The organism is Bacillus sp. JJ1609, assembly GCF_036967045.1.
Lineage (GTDB): Bacteria > Bacillota > Bacilli > Bacillales > Cytobacillaceae > Mesobacillus.
Genome location: NZ_JBALSS010000024.1, coordinates 21,241 through 36,744 on the forward strand (window position 1 = coordinate 21,241; position 15,504 = coordinate 36,744).

At 40.3% G+C, this 15,504-nt stretch carries 14 protein-coding genes and 1 riboswitch; of the genes, 1 reads left to right on the forward strand and 13 read right to left on the reverse strand.

Annotated elements, in window-relative coordinates; translation table 11 throughout:
• Positions 1-2: 2 nt before the first annotated feature.
• Entirely contained in the window at positions 3-611 is a 609-nt protein-coding gene (locus V7654_RS16495; protein ID WP_335431730.1) for a succinate dehydrogenase cytochrome b558 subunit, read from the reverse strand.
• A 463-nt stretch (positions 612-1,074) separates the two neighbouring features.
• On the opposite strand from V7654_RS16495, the gene V7654_RS16500 reads away from it, so the two are divergent.
• Positions 1,075-1,530, forward strand: coding sequence for a YslB family protein (locus V7654_RS16500; protein ID WP_335431732.1), 456 nt, complete (start codon positions 1,075-1,077; stop codon positions 1,528-1,530).
• Positions 1,531-2,206: 676 nt separating this feature from the next.
• Here V7654_RS16500 and V7654_RS16505 read toward each other — a convergent pair.
• The 12 genes from V7654_RS16505 to V7654_RS16560 all read right to left on the reverse strand — a co-directional run bounded on the left by V7654_RS16505 (position 2,207) and on the right by V7654_RS16560 (position 15,256).
• On the reverse strand, positions 2,207-2,686 hold the full coding sequence (locus V7654_RS16505) for a nuclease-related domain-containing protein (RefSeq protein ID WP_335431733.1): 480 nt from the start codon (positions 2,684-2,686) through the stop codon (positions 2,207-2,209).
• A gap of 104 nt (positions 2,687-2,790) precedes the next feature.
• Complete coding sequence (locus tag V7654_RS16510; RefSeq protein WP_335431734.1) at positions 2,791-2,931, reverse strand: hypothetical protein; 141 nt, start codon at positions 2,929-2,931, stop codon at positions 2,791-2,793.
• A gap of 107 nt (positions 2,932-3,038) precedes the next feature.
• Complete coding sequence (locus tag V7654_RS16515; protein WP_335431735.1) at positions 3,039-4,271, reverse strand: aspartate kinase; 1,233 nt, start codon at positions 4,269-4,271, stop codon at positions 3,039-3,041.
• A 192-nt stretch (positions 4,272-4,463) separates the two neighbouring features.
• Positions 4,464-4,641: riboswitch (Lysine riboswitch) on the reverse strand.
• A 71-nt stretch (positions 4,642-4,712) separates the two neighbouring features.
• Positions 4,713-6,485, reverse strand: a complete 1,773-nt coding sequence (uvrC, locus tag V7654_RS16520; RefSeq protein ID WP_335431737.1) for an excinuclease ABC subunit UvrC — start codon at positions 6,483-6,485, stop codon at positions 4,713-4,715.
• Positions 6,486-6,500: 15 nt separating this feature from the next.
• Positions 6,501-7,961 carry a hypothetical protein gene (locus V7654_RS16525; protein ID WP_335431738.1) on the reverse strand — a complete coding sequence of 487 codons (1,461 nt, stop codon included), beginning with the start codon at positions 7,959-7,961 and terminating at the stop codon, positions 6,501-6,503.
• Positions 7,962-8,086: 125 nt separating this feature from the next.
• Positions 8,087-9,004, reverse strand: a complete 918-nt coding sequence (locus V7654_RS16530) for an FTR1 family iron permease (protein WP_335431739.1) — start codon at positions 9,002-9,004, stop codon at positions 8,087-8,089.
• 35 nt (positions 9,005-9,039) lie between these two features.
• The gene (locus tag V7654_RS16535) at positions 9,040-9,792 is read right to left on the reverse strand and encodes a hypothetical protein (protein WP_335431741.1); all 753 of its coding nucleotides are present in this window, start codon (positions 9,790-9,792) and stop codon (positions 9,040-9,042) included.
• A 47-nt stretch (positions 9,793-9,839) separates the two neighbouring features.
• Positions 9,840-10,622 carry a glycosyltransferase family 2 protein gene (locus V7654_RS16540; protein ID WP_438825316.1) on the reverse strand — a complete coding sequence of 261 codons (783 nt, stop codon included), beginning with the start codon at positions 10,620-10,622 and terminating at the stop codon, positions 9,840-9,842.
• Between the two features lies 1 nt (position 10,623).
• A complete protein-coding gene (locus tag V7654_RS16545) occupies positions 10,624-12,090 on the reverse strand; it encodes an alkaline phosphatase family protein (RefSeq protein WP_335431744.1) in 1,467 nt (488 codons plus the stop codon).
• Complete coding sequence (locus V7654_RS16550) at positions 12,074-13,018, reverse strand: lysylphosphatidylglycerol synthase transmembrane domain-containing protein (protein WP_335431745.1); 945 nt, start codon at positions 13,016-13,018, stop codon at positions 12,074-12,076. The genes V7654_RS16545 and V7654_RS16550 overlap by 17 nt, the downstream gene beginning before the upstream one ends.
• Positions 13,002-13,955 (reverse strand): NAD-dependent epimerase/dehydratase family protein, encoded by a 954-nt coding sequence (locus V7654_RS16555; RefSeq protein ID WP_335431746.1) that lies wholly within the window; start codon positions 13,953-13,955, stop codon positions 13,002-13,004. The genes V7654_RS16550 and V7654_RS16555 overlap by 17 nt, the downstream gene beginning before the upstream one ends.
• Positions 13,956-14,068: 113 nt before the next feature.
• Positions 14,069-15,256: a hypothetical protein gene (locus tag V7654_RS16560; RefSeq protein ID WP_438825317.1), complete on the reverse strand. Its 1,188-nt coding sequence runs from the start codon at positions 15,254-15,256 to the stop codon at positions 14,069-14,071.
• Positions 15,257-15,504: the final 248 nt, after the last annotated feature.

Sequence of the window (15,504 nt, forward strand, 5' to 3'; positions counted from 1 at the left end):
ATTTATACAAATGCCAAGATTGCGCGTACTCCCACGATGGAAAGCGCAATGAATACTCCAATAGTAATGTAAGTGGAAATCACTTGTGCACGAGGTGTTACAGTGATACCCCAGCTTACGAAGAAAGACCACAATCCGTTAGCAAAGTGGAAAGTTGTTGAAATTACACCGATTAAATAGAACCACAGCATGAATGGTGAAGATAGAATCGTCTCCATCATCTGGAAGTTCACTTCAGAACCAAAAGCAGCTGCAATCCGAGTTTCCCAAACGTGCCAAGCAACGAATATTAGGGTGATGACACCTGAGACACGCTGCAGCATGAACATCCAGTTCCTGAAATAGCCGTATTGCCCTATATTGTTCTTAGCCGTAAAAGCAATATAAAGTCCGTAGATTGCATGGAATAATAGTGGTAAAAAGATAATAAAGATTTCCAGAAAATACCTAAAAGGCAGCTGCTCCATGAAATGAGCCGCATTGTTAAATGATTCTTCTCCCCCTGTAGCAAAATGGTTGACTACAAGGTGCTGCGAAAGGAAAAGTCCTACTGGAATTACACCCAGCAAAGAATGCAGCCTCCGCCAATAAAACTCTTGTTTACCTGCCATATGTATACCCCCCTTGAAATTTGGCCGTGATGTACAGGCTTTTCTCCCCTATTAATCTAACAGTTTGATTAACCCCAACATCATAATTCAAAACAAATCTTACAATTATGTGACATGTTCATTTTACTCCCATCATAATAGAGCGTCAAGAAAACGGATACATAAAAAAGTTTATATAGATAAAATTTTTTAAATATATTGATATTGTAAAAATGCCACTTTCTAATTATTTTAACGTCGATTCGAGTATATTAAAATAATAGTATTACCTTTTAGATGCCAATGAAAAAAATTACCCGGCTGATTAAAATTTTAGCTTGTAAAGAATTGGGTATGGTATAAACATGGAAATTAATAATAGTATCTTTATTGCACATCTAAAATTTAACAGATATTAATTTAGAATCACTGGTTGTTTTTTTGGCATATTGTTTATAATAGAGTAATAGAAAGAGGGGAGAACATGAGTGAATTAACAACTTCAGAGCAGCAAACTGAAAGCGAGCCACTTTCCGTTTCCGCATTTGGGTATGAATTAGTCAGAGAAATTCTTTTGCCGGAACTGCTTGGCAAGGATACTGCTGAAATACTCTATTGGGCAGGAAAACGCCTTGCCCGCAAATATCCATTATCGACATTGGACGAAACAATTCGCTTTTTCCAAAATGCAGGCTGGGGAACCCTTTCAGTTAAGGAAGAAACAAGAAAACAAATGGTGCTGGAACTTGGCAGCGAGCTGATTTCCTCTCGGTTAAAAAATAACGCAAACTCCACATTCCAGCTTGAAGCAGGGTTTCTTGCACAGCAGATGGAACTGCAAAAGAATGCTACAGCCGAAGCCTTCGAACACCCCAATAAGCGTTCATTTCGAATCCAATTCACCATTAAATGGGATAAAAATGATTTTGTTACTGAATAATTTTTTTCTGAACCTTGCCGGAAGTTGAAGACTAGTAGCTTCGGCGATAGGTCCATAATGGAATCTTAAAAAAAAATGTGAAATGGCCAGGGCTAATCGTCCTGGCTTTTTAGTGTGTTTTATATACACCTTTATAGAATTTTCAGAGGCAATATCAACTAGTTATTTTTAGGAGGTTTCAAGTGAAAAAATGTCTCTATATCTTCAGGCATATGATAGACTCGTCCTCTCGTTGCTCCAGAGGATGTGAGGTTCAAAGTAGAAAGTAAATTGCCGGAGGATCTTGAAGTTGGTAACAGGAGAAAATCCTTAAGTTCTTGATTCGTTATTGTTGGTTTGATTAGAAGAAAATAATTCAGAACTGCAGTATGATGAGCTGTCTTAGATCGTAACAAACAGTGAGGACAAACCCATATCCATTTCATTCTCTTCATTCCAAAATAAGAGCACGATGGACATTGGACACCCTTTTGGAGATCAGCGGGTGAAAGAGAGTATATCTTGAGAATATCGGGATGAAAAGGAGAATGCTTTTTCACGAGGGTTTTGGAGATTTTTTTCAGGTCTTTATCTTGAAAAAATTCGTTGAAATGGTTTTTATCAATTTTTATTATACGATCAACTAAAACATCTCCTTTAACAACATACTTGTAAAGAAATGGGTCATCCGTTTTGATTATTGTTGAAGAATTACTGATGACAACAAGAGTATGAATCGGGGGCACTTTGAAATTATAAGCTTGAAGCCACCTATTGAAATGCCATTTTTGTTATTCACCTGAATGACAGGATGATCAAATGCCTTTTCTTTATCTTGTTTTGTTTGGATCATTTGCTCAGAATCTTTTTCAAACAAAAGGGCACCGGAATGATTTTTGGTCTCAATTAGAAGGAAATATCGACGGGTTAGAATGAGGGTATCAATTTGAAACTTCCATGAATCATCAGTTAACCGCAAATCACGAAGGATCCAATAATCTTTTTCAGGTAAAAAACTTAAACGGTAGTCGGTATTAAGCTCTCCCTTATATACTGACTTCCAGCCTTTATAATCATCCTTGATTAATGGTAGTTTAGAACTATGATCGTATAGTCTGTTAATAAGTGCTTCAAGCTTTCTTAGCCTGATTGGGTAATTCCTATCTTTTATTATCAAAATAGACCTCCTTAACGCTGTTTTTTCTAATTTTCTTTAAAAGAAGGTCAAATTCCTGCCAATATGCCTGAGATATTATGAATTTTCTAAGGCAGATGAGCCTTTCATATTAAATTCATTAATTGATAAATTTTTTCACTAGTTGAACGAACTTTTTCACCAGTTGGATTAGGGAATTTACCAGTTGAAATGGTTTTTTCACCAGTTGAAGCAAATATTTCACCAGTTGAGAATTCTGCCTTCATAAAATAACTCACCTGCAATAATTACTGCTGTAAATAACTAAGACACCTTCTCCTAAATCCCAAAAAAAGCCTCCCAGGCATCAAATACCTGGAAGGCTTTCCTCAGCTTACTTCGTTTTAACCGACTCAGAATACAACTCAAAAGCTTCATGCAGTGATTCTACCGCATTCACCATTTGTTTTTCTTCGATCACCGTGGAAACCTTGATTTCCGATGTGCTGACCATTTTCACCTGAACGCCGTGGCCTTCTAAAACTTCGAACATTTTTGCAGCTACACCTGGGTTTGAAACCATCCCTGAACCTACGATGGACACTTTAGCAAGGCCAGTTTCTGATTCAATTGCTTTATAATTCAATAATTCCTTATTCCGTTCTAATACATCTAAAGTCTCTGGTAAATCATTGCTTTTGATTGAGAAAGAAATGTTGGCAGAATCTGCTTCTGTCCTGCTTTGGACGATGATGTCAACATTGATGTGGTTTTGAGCCAAAGTTGTAAAAATGGTTGATAGCCCTTTTAATGATGTGCTTACTCCAAGGACTGATACTCTTGTAATTTGGTCTTCGAATGCCACTCCACGAACGATTAAATTCTGTTCCATCCCAATTTCCTCCTCGATGATCGTACCTCTTTCTTTTTCCATGCTGGACCTTACCTCAATTGGCAGCCCGTAATTCTTTGCAAATTCCACCGCTCTTGGATGGAGAACGCCCGCACCCAAGTTTGCCAGCTCAAGCATTTCATCATAAGAAACACTTAATAGCTTCCTTGCACTTTTCACATACCTTGGATCAGTCGTGAATACACCCGTCACGTCAGTATAGATATCACACTTATCTGCCTTTAAAGCTGCTGCCAATGCTACAGCTGTTGTATCAGATCCGCCACGGCCAAGAGTCGTGATCTGGCCATCATCTGTCACTCCCTGGAAACCGGCTACAATAACAACTTTTCCATGATCAAGGTCGTTTTTAATCCTGTCAGTTTCGATATCAACAATCCTGGCGTTACTGTGAACAGCCTCTGTTTTGATTCCAGCCTGCCAGCCTGTATATGAAACAGCTTCAATCCCTTTCTGCGCCAATGCCATTGCATACAGAGAGATGGTTACCTGTTCACCTGTCGTTAAAAGCATATCCATTTCTCTTTTGGATGGAGAGCTCGAGATTTCATTAGCCATGTCAACTAAATGGTCTGTCGTTTTTCCCATCGCGGATACGACAACCACGACGTTATTTCCATTTTGCATTTCTTCAACAGTTCTGCTGGCAGCGTTCCTGATTCTCTCAACAGTGCCAACAGAGGTTCCTCCGAATTTCTGTACAATTAATCCCATTTTCCTTCCCCTGCCTTTTCCTTCTTATTTCTGCCTCTAAAAAGAGCTTCATGGCAAAATCCGCATATGTATTTTCCCCTAAGGTTGTTTTCGCATGACATCCAGTTGTGAATATGGACGAAAAATCCTTATAAATACAAAAAAGCAATGAGAGTGTCTCCCATTGCTTGATAAACGTATATATACGCTGCAACATGAGATAGCACTCCAAGATGGCAATCTTGACAATCCAGCGTTTATTCAACGAAGGACCAGCGGGAAAAAGAATAGGACTTCCCCCACTTCGGCGAACATCCCCTTTCAAAGCCCTTCACAGAATCCTATAATTCTCCTGGCTCTTACTCTTGAAGCTCGCACCTCTATCTTCACTTTAATGCTCTAAAGTGATAGCTATATGAAATTTTTTCTTATTATAGCACAATAAAAAATAGATTACTACTATTAGTTCTGCAATTTAGTAAACAGTTCCTGGGCTACGATATGCGGCAAACCTGCTGCAGTCAATTCCTCTACGGAGGCTTCCCTCATTTTTTTCACGGACCCAAAATGTTTCAGCAGCGTCTTTTTACGCTTCTCTCCAATACCAGGGATATCATCAAGCAATGATTGAAAAGCACTTTTCCCCCTGAGCTGGCGGTGGAATGTAATCGCGAACCGGTGGACTTCATCCTGAATTCTTTGCAGCAAGTAAAATTCCTGGCTGTTCCTTGGAAGGCTGATCACCTGCAGTGGATTGCCATATAAAAGCTGGGAAGTCCTGTGCCTATCATCCTTGGCAAGGCCCGCAATCGGAATATCGAGCCCAAGTTCATTTTCAAGTACATCACGGGCAGACTCGATATGACCCTTCCCTCCATCGATGATAATCAAATCAGGCAGCGGCAGACCTTCTTTCAGAACTCTTGAATATCTCCGCCTTACAACCTCCCGCATCGATTCATAATCATCCGGCCCTACTACAGATTTGATTTTATACTTACGGTATTCCCTTTTTTCAGGTTTACCGTCTATAAAAACAATCATGGCTGAAACAGGATCGGTCCCCTGGATATTCGAGTTATCAAAGGACTCTATTCGGTGTGGCGTGTATATGCCCATTTGAATTCCAAGATTCTCGACTGCCTTGATTGTCCGTTCTTCATCGCGGTCAATCAGTGAAAATTTCTCAGTAAGAGCGATTCCGGCGTTCTTTGAAGCAAGGCGGACAAGATCTTTTTTCTGGCCTCGCTGGGGCTTTAGCACCTTTACATCAAGCAGCGCTTCGGCCATTTCCGTATCTACGCCTTCTGGGACGAGAACTTCCTTGGGCTTGAAATGCTCGTTCTTCGAGTAAAATTGGCCAAGGAACGTAAGGATGTCTTCTTCTGGCTCATTATGGATTGGGAACATCGAAACCTCGCGTTCAATTAATTTTCCTTGCCTGATAAAAAACACTTGAACACACATCCAGCCCTTGTCAACCGCGTAACCAAATACATCGCGGTCGGTAAAATCAGTTGAGGTCATTTTCTGTTTTTCCATCGTAGCCTCAATATGAACAATCTTATCCCTGAATTCCTTCGCTCTTTCAAAATCCAGTTCTTCAGCAGCCGCGGCCATTTTAGCTGTTAAATCAACTTTAATATCCTTGAAGCCCCCGTTCAGGAAGCGGGTGATTTCATCAGTGATTTTTTTGTACTCCTCCTTGCTTACATCCTTTACGCAAGGAGCGAGGCACTGGCCCATATGATAATAGAGACATACCCTGTCCGGCAGCGTGGAACATTTCCTGAGCGGATAAATCCTGTCCAAAAGCTTTTTTGTTTCATTGGCTGCCTGGACATTCGGATAGGGACCGAAATATTTCCCGCTGTCTTTTTTAACCTTTCGCGTAATGATCAGCTTAGGATGGCGTTCTGCCGTCAGCTTGATGAAAGGGTAGGTTTTATCATCCTTAAGCATGATATTGTACTTAGGATCGTGTTTCTTGATCAGGTTGATTTCCAGGACAAGTGCCTCCATATCTGAGGAGGTAACGATATACTCAAAATCTTCTATTTCATTTACGAGACGCAGAGTCTTCCCATCATGTGAGCCGGTAAAATAAGAACGAACCCTGTTTTTCAGTATCTTAGCTTTACCAACATAGATGATGGTCCCCTGGCGGTCCTTCATTAAATAGCATCCGGGCTGTGCCGGGAGAATGGCCAATTTATTCTTAATCTGATCATTCATACTGTTCACCCCCTGTTACGGTGTCCATTTATATAAAATAATTTCATGGTAGACAGGATCATATATTTTTCCGGAGTCGAAAACCTTTATCTTTTCTACTCTTTTATCTATCTCGATTCCCTGTGTCCTAAAGCCATTGACCACTTTATCGGTCAAATACACTGCTTTATCTTTATATAAGCTCTGGTCATGCAGAAATACTTTATACGTATTGACTCTTTTATGTGAATAAGGTACTTTCATATACTCCATGACTCTAGTTTCTTCCCATGTATATAACACAAATTCCTCATTTGTCTCCTCAAGAAAACGGGCAAGCTGGTAAACAGCAGGCTCTTCGTTTGCCTGTGTTTTCACAAGATTCGTTGAAACAATTGCCTGAGCAATAAGAAGTACGAGAATCATTAAACTGCTATATATACTTTGGTACCTTTTGAAAAATGCAGATAGTACTAAAAATATAAGAATGAGTGCCACGGGCAGAATATGTCTGGGTTTATCGATATTTTGAGCAAACAGTGCCCATATGCCGTATGCAGACATCATCAAGACACCTAAAGTGAAAGGCATATTCTTAAAAAGCTTACTTTTTGTTCCCGGCAAAAAAATGAATAGGCCGATAACTATATATAATACCATCAAAACATGCATTCTTGAAAATATTCCCCACCAAAAAATGTTGGTAAACAAGAATACTTTTATCCTGACAAAAATAGATAGGTCATTAGAGGCCGTAGTTCCGCCCCATTCTTGAAAATGGCCGCCTGTAAACCCAAAGGCAAGTTCCAGAAAATTGGCGATTCCGCCTTCTGTTATGATTAGCCCGCCTACCCAGATTAACTGGAACACACCTGCAGCCAATGTATATTTTAGTAGTCCTGCAAATCCAATCTGATCATCCTTCCATTTTTTATAAAAGAGATAAATCAATCCTGCCCCCATAGGAATATAACTAAGCCTGACTCCCAGGAGCAAGCTGAATAAAAACAGCGGCAGCAGCATCCATTTGCCAGATTTTTTTTCCCCAGCAGCGACAATGCTCCAGAAATACCACCAAAAGACGGCAAGAGCTGCCCCTTCAGACATTGGCTGATTGACGATGATCAATGGATAGCTTGCGGTATAAATAGCCGCTGCTGCCATATAGGCGCTCTGCCTGGAAATCAACCTGGATGCGATAAAATAAACCGGAATGATGGAACTCGCATATATTAATATATTAAAGAGCACCAGGGCTTGATTCGGTTCAGCTACAATGAACTTTGTCAGCAAACCGCCCAGAATAAAATAAGGATAGCCAGGAAAATGGGGCCGCATCGCTCTCAGGTCATACCTTTCAACTGCAAGCGAAAAATCCACTTGATCCCAAGACGAAACAAAAGGATTTAACGAACTGAGCTGCAGCCCTAAAACATAAATTACTACGATCAAACTAACGGTAAATATCGCTGGATTTTTCCATTTATCATAAGTCAATTTTTCTCACCAACTAACTTCTTCATTAAAACACTAGAGCAATAGTACAAAATAATAAGTTCTAAACGTATGAAAAAAGTACAAGGAAATTCCCTGTACTTTTTTCTGGAGAGAGGAGGTTCTGTTTATTTCACCTGTGGTTTTAATACATTTACTTGTTTGTTTTCTGCCGGCTTCTGTTTTTTCGTGCTCCGTGTTGATGTTAGCAGAAAAATCCCTGCAAAGTATCCGATATAAGCAATGACTTCCTCAATGGATGGCATCGAAGAGTAGCCGAACAGTGCTTTTAGGAAAATGCCGATATCACCTGATAACAATGGTGCGACTCCGTTGTCACGTACATAGTGCGCATAATCAATTGGATGCTCAGGCATGAACCATGTAATGTCATAAACATGTGGCATTACACTGCCGATCAAGTTTATGTCCTGCATCATTGAAATTGCCTGTACCAGCAACCCTGCAGAGATAAGGATGATGAATGCGCCAGTAATTTGGAAGAAGGTTTTAAGCTTAACCTTCATTGTTCCTTTAAAGAACATATAAGAAACAACTACCGCAATAAGTGTTCCGGTAAGGGCTCCCCAGCCTTGCATTGCAGCGCCGATATTACCGCCTGTGATTGCTGCAAAGAAGAAAACCGTTTCAATCCCTTCACGTAAAACGACCAGGAATGAGTGAATGACCATCCCGACAATATTTCCTGTCGAGATGAACTTGTTCATTTTCCCTTCCATATTGCCCTTTAGGTTCTTGCTGTGGCTAGCCATCCAGAATACCATTTGAGTTAATAACAGGGTCGAAACGATCATGATCCCAATCTTCAGGTAAATTTCGCTGCCCATCGCCGCAAATCCAGTGAACACCACCTGGAACAGGATAGCCACCCCAATACTCGCCAAAACAGCAAGTCCGGCCCCCAGCCAGACATACTTCGTATACTTAGAGTGATCCATCCTCTTTAAGTAAGTTGTTATGATCCCGACAATTAACAAGGCTTCCAATACTTCACGGAAGGTAATCAGTAATGCTTGGATTTCCATTGCCCATTCTCCCCTCTCCAAGGTGTGGTCAAGCTTTATGCTCTTCTTTTTCTAATGCCGACAAAAACAGCTGCTGCAATAATCGCGACGATCAGGATTAACGGGATCCAGTTTCGGATGTTGGATAAATCGGTCCAGTCTTTTTTCCCAGTTCCTTGTTCTTCAGCTGTTTCTGCAAAATGCCCAACTTCCAGGCTAGCAAGATTGAATTCCTTTTGCAGTGCATTAAGGATTTTTTCCTTGCTGCTTTTAAATGCTTCTATGTCAGATGGCTTTTTCCCGACTCCAAAAAGTCCAGGATTACCAAGTGCCTCAAGGGCAGCATCGAAATCAGCTTTCATTTCCTTATCTAATTCCGCATTGTTTGCCTCTACTTTTGGCGATAAAGCTTGATATGTAGCGAAGCCTTTTGCTAGTAGTTTTTTGGAGGTATCGTACTCCTCGAAATTCTTTTCGATACTTTCAAGCCTTCTTGCAATATTTAAAATCAGGAGTTTCTCCATGTTTTCAATTGTAGCTTCTTTATCTTCATCATTTAAATTTTTCATGATTATTTCTCCAGGCTCCGGTCCCATATGCATATCCGTTTCTTCTTTCACGGTTTCAAACAGGGACTTCGCTGCTGAGAAATTCGGAGGGTTCTCATCAAGTTTCAACTGCATCTCCTTGTAGACCTCTGCCACCTTCTCTTCATTCGGATCTCCATATGAATAAGCGCTGGCAGGTTGTGGATTGCCGTTAATGAGAATCAATATCAGTGAAAAGCAAAAAAATATGGCTTTTTTCATTTGTTTCCCTCCTACAATGATAATGATAATGATTATCATTCCTTATGTCAATCATATTTGATAATCGTCACTTTTTTGTCACTGTTTTTACTACCTTTATATAGGAAACCATTTTCAGTGGAGCCACTTTGCACTTTTTTAACCGGACGGGATATTTCACGAATAATAGCCGGGACAACATTTGTCATATATTTTCGAAAAGAAATGAAGGAAGATCCAGTCGTCCTGACCCTGTACTGGATCGGCACTTCAAGCACTCGGAATCCTTTTCGTACAAGATTCAGCGTCAATACCTGAGCGTAATTATAATCATGGATGATCTCAGCATGTTCAAGGACTTGTCGTGAAAAAGCACGCATGCCTGATTGGCCGTCATAGAGCCATTTTCTTAACAGCAATGTTTGCACAAAGGTGAAAAAATAATTTCCCATCCTGCGATGGAATTTCATCCCTCTTATAGTGCCCATAAATCTGGATCCCATTGTATAATCAGCTTGATTTTCAAAGATTGGCTTTACAAGTTCCGGGATCTGCCATGCAGGATACTCTCCATCCGCATCGATCATCACCCCAACATCTGCACCTAGACGATAACATTCTTCCAGCCCTTGCCGGACCGCGGCTCCGAGACCGCGGTTCTTTCCAAAACTTATTATATGATCTGCTCCCGCTTTTCTTGCCGCTGAAACGGTATTGTCGGTAGAGCCGTCGTCAATCACCAATATCTCTACAAGATCAGCACCGTCGAATTTACGCGGGATGTTTTCAATCACTTCTCCAATTGATTCTTCTTCATTAAAAGCAGGCAAAAATACGATTACATTACTCAAATCAATTCTCTTCCTTCTGTTCTTTTATTGCGTCGACAAGGACTTTCCCCCGGCTGCTGGCTGGATACGGTGCCCCAAGCAAATAGGAAATCGTCGGCGCCAGCGATACGAGACTATGCTTTTCCTGAACTTTATTCCCTTTGACAATATGGGGTCCGTGCATGAAAAACGGTACAAATCTCTCACCTTCATCAAGGTGGCCGTGTCCGCCTATACCGTCAGCCTGACCATGATCTGCACAAATCACAAGAGTGGTATTTTCCATTTTCCCCTCTTCACCCAGCCACCCTACAAAATCCTTAATGAGTGCGTCTGCCTCTTCAATTTTCTCAATATAATCGTCGTACAGTACCCCGCGGCTATGGCCGACCTGGTCTGTCCCAATCATTTGAACAATAAACAGGTCAGGGTCCTGCTCTTTCATGATCTTCCTTGCTCTTGCAAGCATATTGGGATCTGCTTTGTCCTTATGCATAACGGCAGTTACAGTTTCGACATCGCTTCCCATGGAATCAACCAGATGGGCAATCCCAAGAAGTCTTCCTCTTTTGCCAACCTTCCTTAGGGAATCAAAAATGCTTTCAGTCTTAATTCCAAGCCTCCATACCATATTTGAAGTAATTCCATGTTCGAATGGATACGTCCCGGTGAACATGGAGCTAAAACAAACAACCGTACGCGCAGGGTATACCGTTTCCATATTTAAATATTCTGTTCCGTTTTCTTTTAACCCGTCTAAAAATGGAGTGTTTGCCTCATAAAAGCGCTCTTTCCTCATTCCATCGATTACAATCACAATCACTTTATCCGACAGGCCGTTTTCCGGAATTTTAGGTCCGTCGTCCTTTGTAAACGTCTCGTAAGCCTTTGGCTTCCAATCGAATAGATATTTATGCAAAATAAAAGCAAAGACTAAAATAAAACCGTAGAATAATCCTAATTCCACCAGAGGAATTCCTTTATTGGCTGATAATGAATTTAAAGATAGTTCCCAAACTGACAAGAGCAGGAACACCTTCGGAAGCTGTTCTTGAGCATTCCCGCTAGTGGAATCGCTATTTTTCAGCACAAGCTTCCAAAATCTCGTGAAATTCAGCCAGGATGTCCCAATCCTTAAATGATAATAAAAGGTACCCCAAAAAAAGACTGTGAAGAAAAAGTATAGGCCTGCTGCGAAAAGTAACAGGCTGATATTTAGAACTGGCCAGGTGATGATAAAAATAACGAGTGGAATCCAAAGATAGTTTCTCAAAAAAAGTGGAAAATCATAAATAAAATACATGACGAATAATGGAATTACTGTAAGGAATGCAAGTAAGAAATCCATTGTCCGCTGAGTATTGTCAAGATCGCCTAAATGAAATAAAAGCATGGTGCCGACGGTAAAAATCGGTGTAAATGGCTTTCCTTCATTAAGCAAATTCCAGCAACGAGCAGCGAATTTTTCAAATTTAGATGCGCTTTTCATTTTGAACCTTCTTCCCCCAAAAACCATTTCTTCTCAGCTCTCCAATCATGTGAGCAGGAGAAGATAGAATTAAAATTAAACCTGATAGATAAGAAAAAATAAATTTAAAGCTGTGACTTATTAGAGCTGCTGTGTAAGCATCCTTTCCTCCAAGCCCTGTTAAGACTAGAGCGGCTGTCATCACTGATTCGTATGTGGAGATGCCTCCTGGAGTGACTTGGAATACCTGTCCGCCCACTGTCAGTGAGTTCACCCAGATGCTTTGGAAAAAGGGAAAAGACCGCTCCATAGACTTTAGAATATTCCAGAGTACAAAACTTTCCAGAATCCAGCTGCTTATTACAAGCGGGAGGATAAAAAGACTATTTTTTTGCTTGGCTGCAAGTTTAGCCATAGTCAAGTGTTTATGAAAAAAAGCTGGCATGTACTTTTTCATTGTAAACACAGCAAGAAGAATTAAGCAAAATACACCTGCTGCAATCCATCCTGAAAAATCAGCTTTAATTTCTTTCCCCAGGAAAAATAATCCTGCCGCGCTGAAAAAGAGCAATACCGCAATATCGATCAATCTCATTACGACCACAGAATGGGCAGCTTCATCCAAAGATATTTCTTTTTCTTTTGAAGCGAGTAAACCGGCTCGCAGTATGTCTCCAGCCTTTACAGGAGTAATATGATTGATGAATAAACTTATTAAGACTCCTTGAACACAGGTGGAATACTTCACTGGTTTATAAATATATATTTTCCAGGCCAATGCACGAAAAAGGAAAGCTAGTCCATACGCTGCGCAGGTCCACCAAAAAAGGGAAGACGCAAAGAATCGCTTGCCTTCATTCCATAATTCCTCAATATGGAAATATTGGAAGGTTAGGATGGCAAAGACGACCACAAAAACAAATCCAGCTAGTTTAAAATATTTTTTCATTGTTTTTAGCCCAGCTTACTGTTTTCGCCAGCCCTTCCTTAAAAGAAACCTTTGGCTCGTAATTCAGAAGCTCTTTTGCCCGTGATAGGTCAGCCCATGTAGCATTTACATCTCCCTTGCGAAAGCCTGAGTAATTAATTTTCATTTTTGGGAAATGAACGGACAAACCTTCGACTAGCTCTTCTATCGACACTGGCTGTGAAGAACCAATGTTGATGATATTTGTTCCTTTTCCATATTTTATCGAGGCATATATCCCTTCCACGCAATCATCTATGTATGTATAGTCACGGGATGTGCCGCTTCCAAAGACAGTGATTTCCTCATCCTTCATCAGATGGCTGATAAACTTGGATATTGCCATATCAGGTCTTCCCCATGGGCCATATACAGTAAAAAACCGCAGGATCGTCATATCATACTGATACATGCTTGCAAACGCATGGCAAAATGATTCCGCGCCATACTTGGCAGCAGCATAGGGAGAAATGACTTTGCCTGTTGCCATTTCTTCCTTTAACGGTTTATTAGCCTGATCGCCATAGACAGAGGACGATGACGCAAAAATGACTTGCTTCACCTTTGACTCACCTGAGAACTTTAAAAGGTTAGCTGTCGCTTTAATATCATAATCCACATATTCTCCTGGAGCTTCCAAGGAATAACTAACACCCGGCAATGCTGCCAAATGGACAACACAATCGGCATTAAAAGCATCAAAAACCTCGCGAACCTCTTCTGCATCTTTTAAAAGGCACAACTCTTTAAACATAAAAGCGCCAGCTTCTTCAATGAAAGCTAACTGCTCTCTTTTCCTCTGCCTTGAATAGTAGGGATGCAGTTCATCTATAATTAACACTTCATGCTGTTCTTGAATTAACTTCCTTGTTAAATGTGAGCCGATGAACCCCGCCCCGCCTGTTACTATTATTTTCATCTGCTAACACCTCAATATCTGTTGTCTAACCCTTTTTTATTATAGAGAAAAGCTGAGGGTTAGTAAAAAAGGGAAAAACCTTGTCATCCATACAAGGTTTTTCCGTTATCTATTTATTTTGCTGCTTCAATGACAGAGTTTAAAGTCGCTTCTAGCTTTTTCATTAATTCATCAGCTTTTGCTTTATCTTGTGCTTTAACCGCATCTAAATATTTTTGAGCATTTTCGGAAAGAGTTGTAAATTCAGCATCTCCGATTAGACGTTTAATATCTTCTCCGATCATATCAATGAATAAAGCACCTTCTAGGGCAGTGATCGCACCCTTATCCTGACCGATATTCTCTACACTTTCCTCATATTCATGGAGGGCAATTTTTGCGAACCCTCTAACAGCAGCCTTATTTACTGCAGCGGGATCGATCGTCTTAACATCTGTTTCAAGATTGAATTGCTTTTCAATAATTTCAGCTTCTTCAGGTGCGTTCTTAACTAGATAACTAGCATTTGATTGATGGAATGCCCATCCTTCTGCCTGTTCCACTTTTGCAGCTTCTGCGTCTTCCTTCGCTTCATCAGCAGCTTTTGTCGCATAGCCATTTGGCAATGCAGCAGTAGCAAGGTAGAAGGTTTTCATTAACGTTTTATCAACTACTTGTTTTCCGAGCTGGAACGCTAATTCATCATCCGCTTCAACAGCCTTTTCCATTTCTTCAAAACCGCCTGAAATCGCATCTTTCATGTTCGTGCCGTATGCATCATCACGCTTTTGAACAGTACCTTCAATAATAGCGTAAAATTCTTTTGCCTCTTCAATCTCTTCCTTTACTTCATCTTTATTTCCCCAGTTTTCTGCAACCTCGTTGAATTCATGCTTCATTGTTGTATAGAATACTTTTTGCATTAACTTATCAAAAATCTGTTTAACAACTACCTTATCCATTGAACCATCTTTGCCTGCCTGAAGTGCAGTTGTAATATGCTGGTCAATTGTATCCTCGAATTCCTGATCTCTTTGTTGAACTAACGCTTGAAGATTCTCGTTATAAAGAGTTGTTACTTTATCAAAGTCTACTTCTTTGCCCTCTTTTGCTTTTTCCAGTTCGGCAACAGCTTCCTGGAAGACAGCACCATATTCGACTTCTTTCTCTGCAGCTTCTTCGTTATCTTCCTGTTTTACTGTTTCTTCCTGTTTTTTCTCTTCAGGTTTTGATGCGTTATCATCCGCAGCACCACACCCTGCCATTACAGTACTTGCCATGATGAAACTAGTGAAAATAATCTTTAAATCTCTTTTTTTCATGATAGTAAACCCCCACTGAGTATGTATTTGTTTATATTTTAATTGATAATGGTTTTCATTTAACAGTTGTAATTATAAGCGAGAATGATTATCACTGTCAACAAACTTTCTGAATAAAAGTATGGCAAACTATTGAACAATTATTTTACGCAAATCATAGAGAAATACTTCATAGAAAGAACCTTACTAATAGGCTCTGTTAAAGCCCAATGTTGTTTTTTTAAACCTGTTGATTGTAGTGGAAGGCG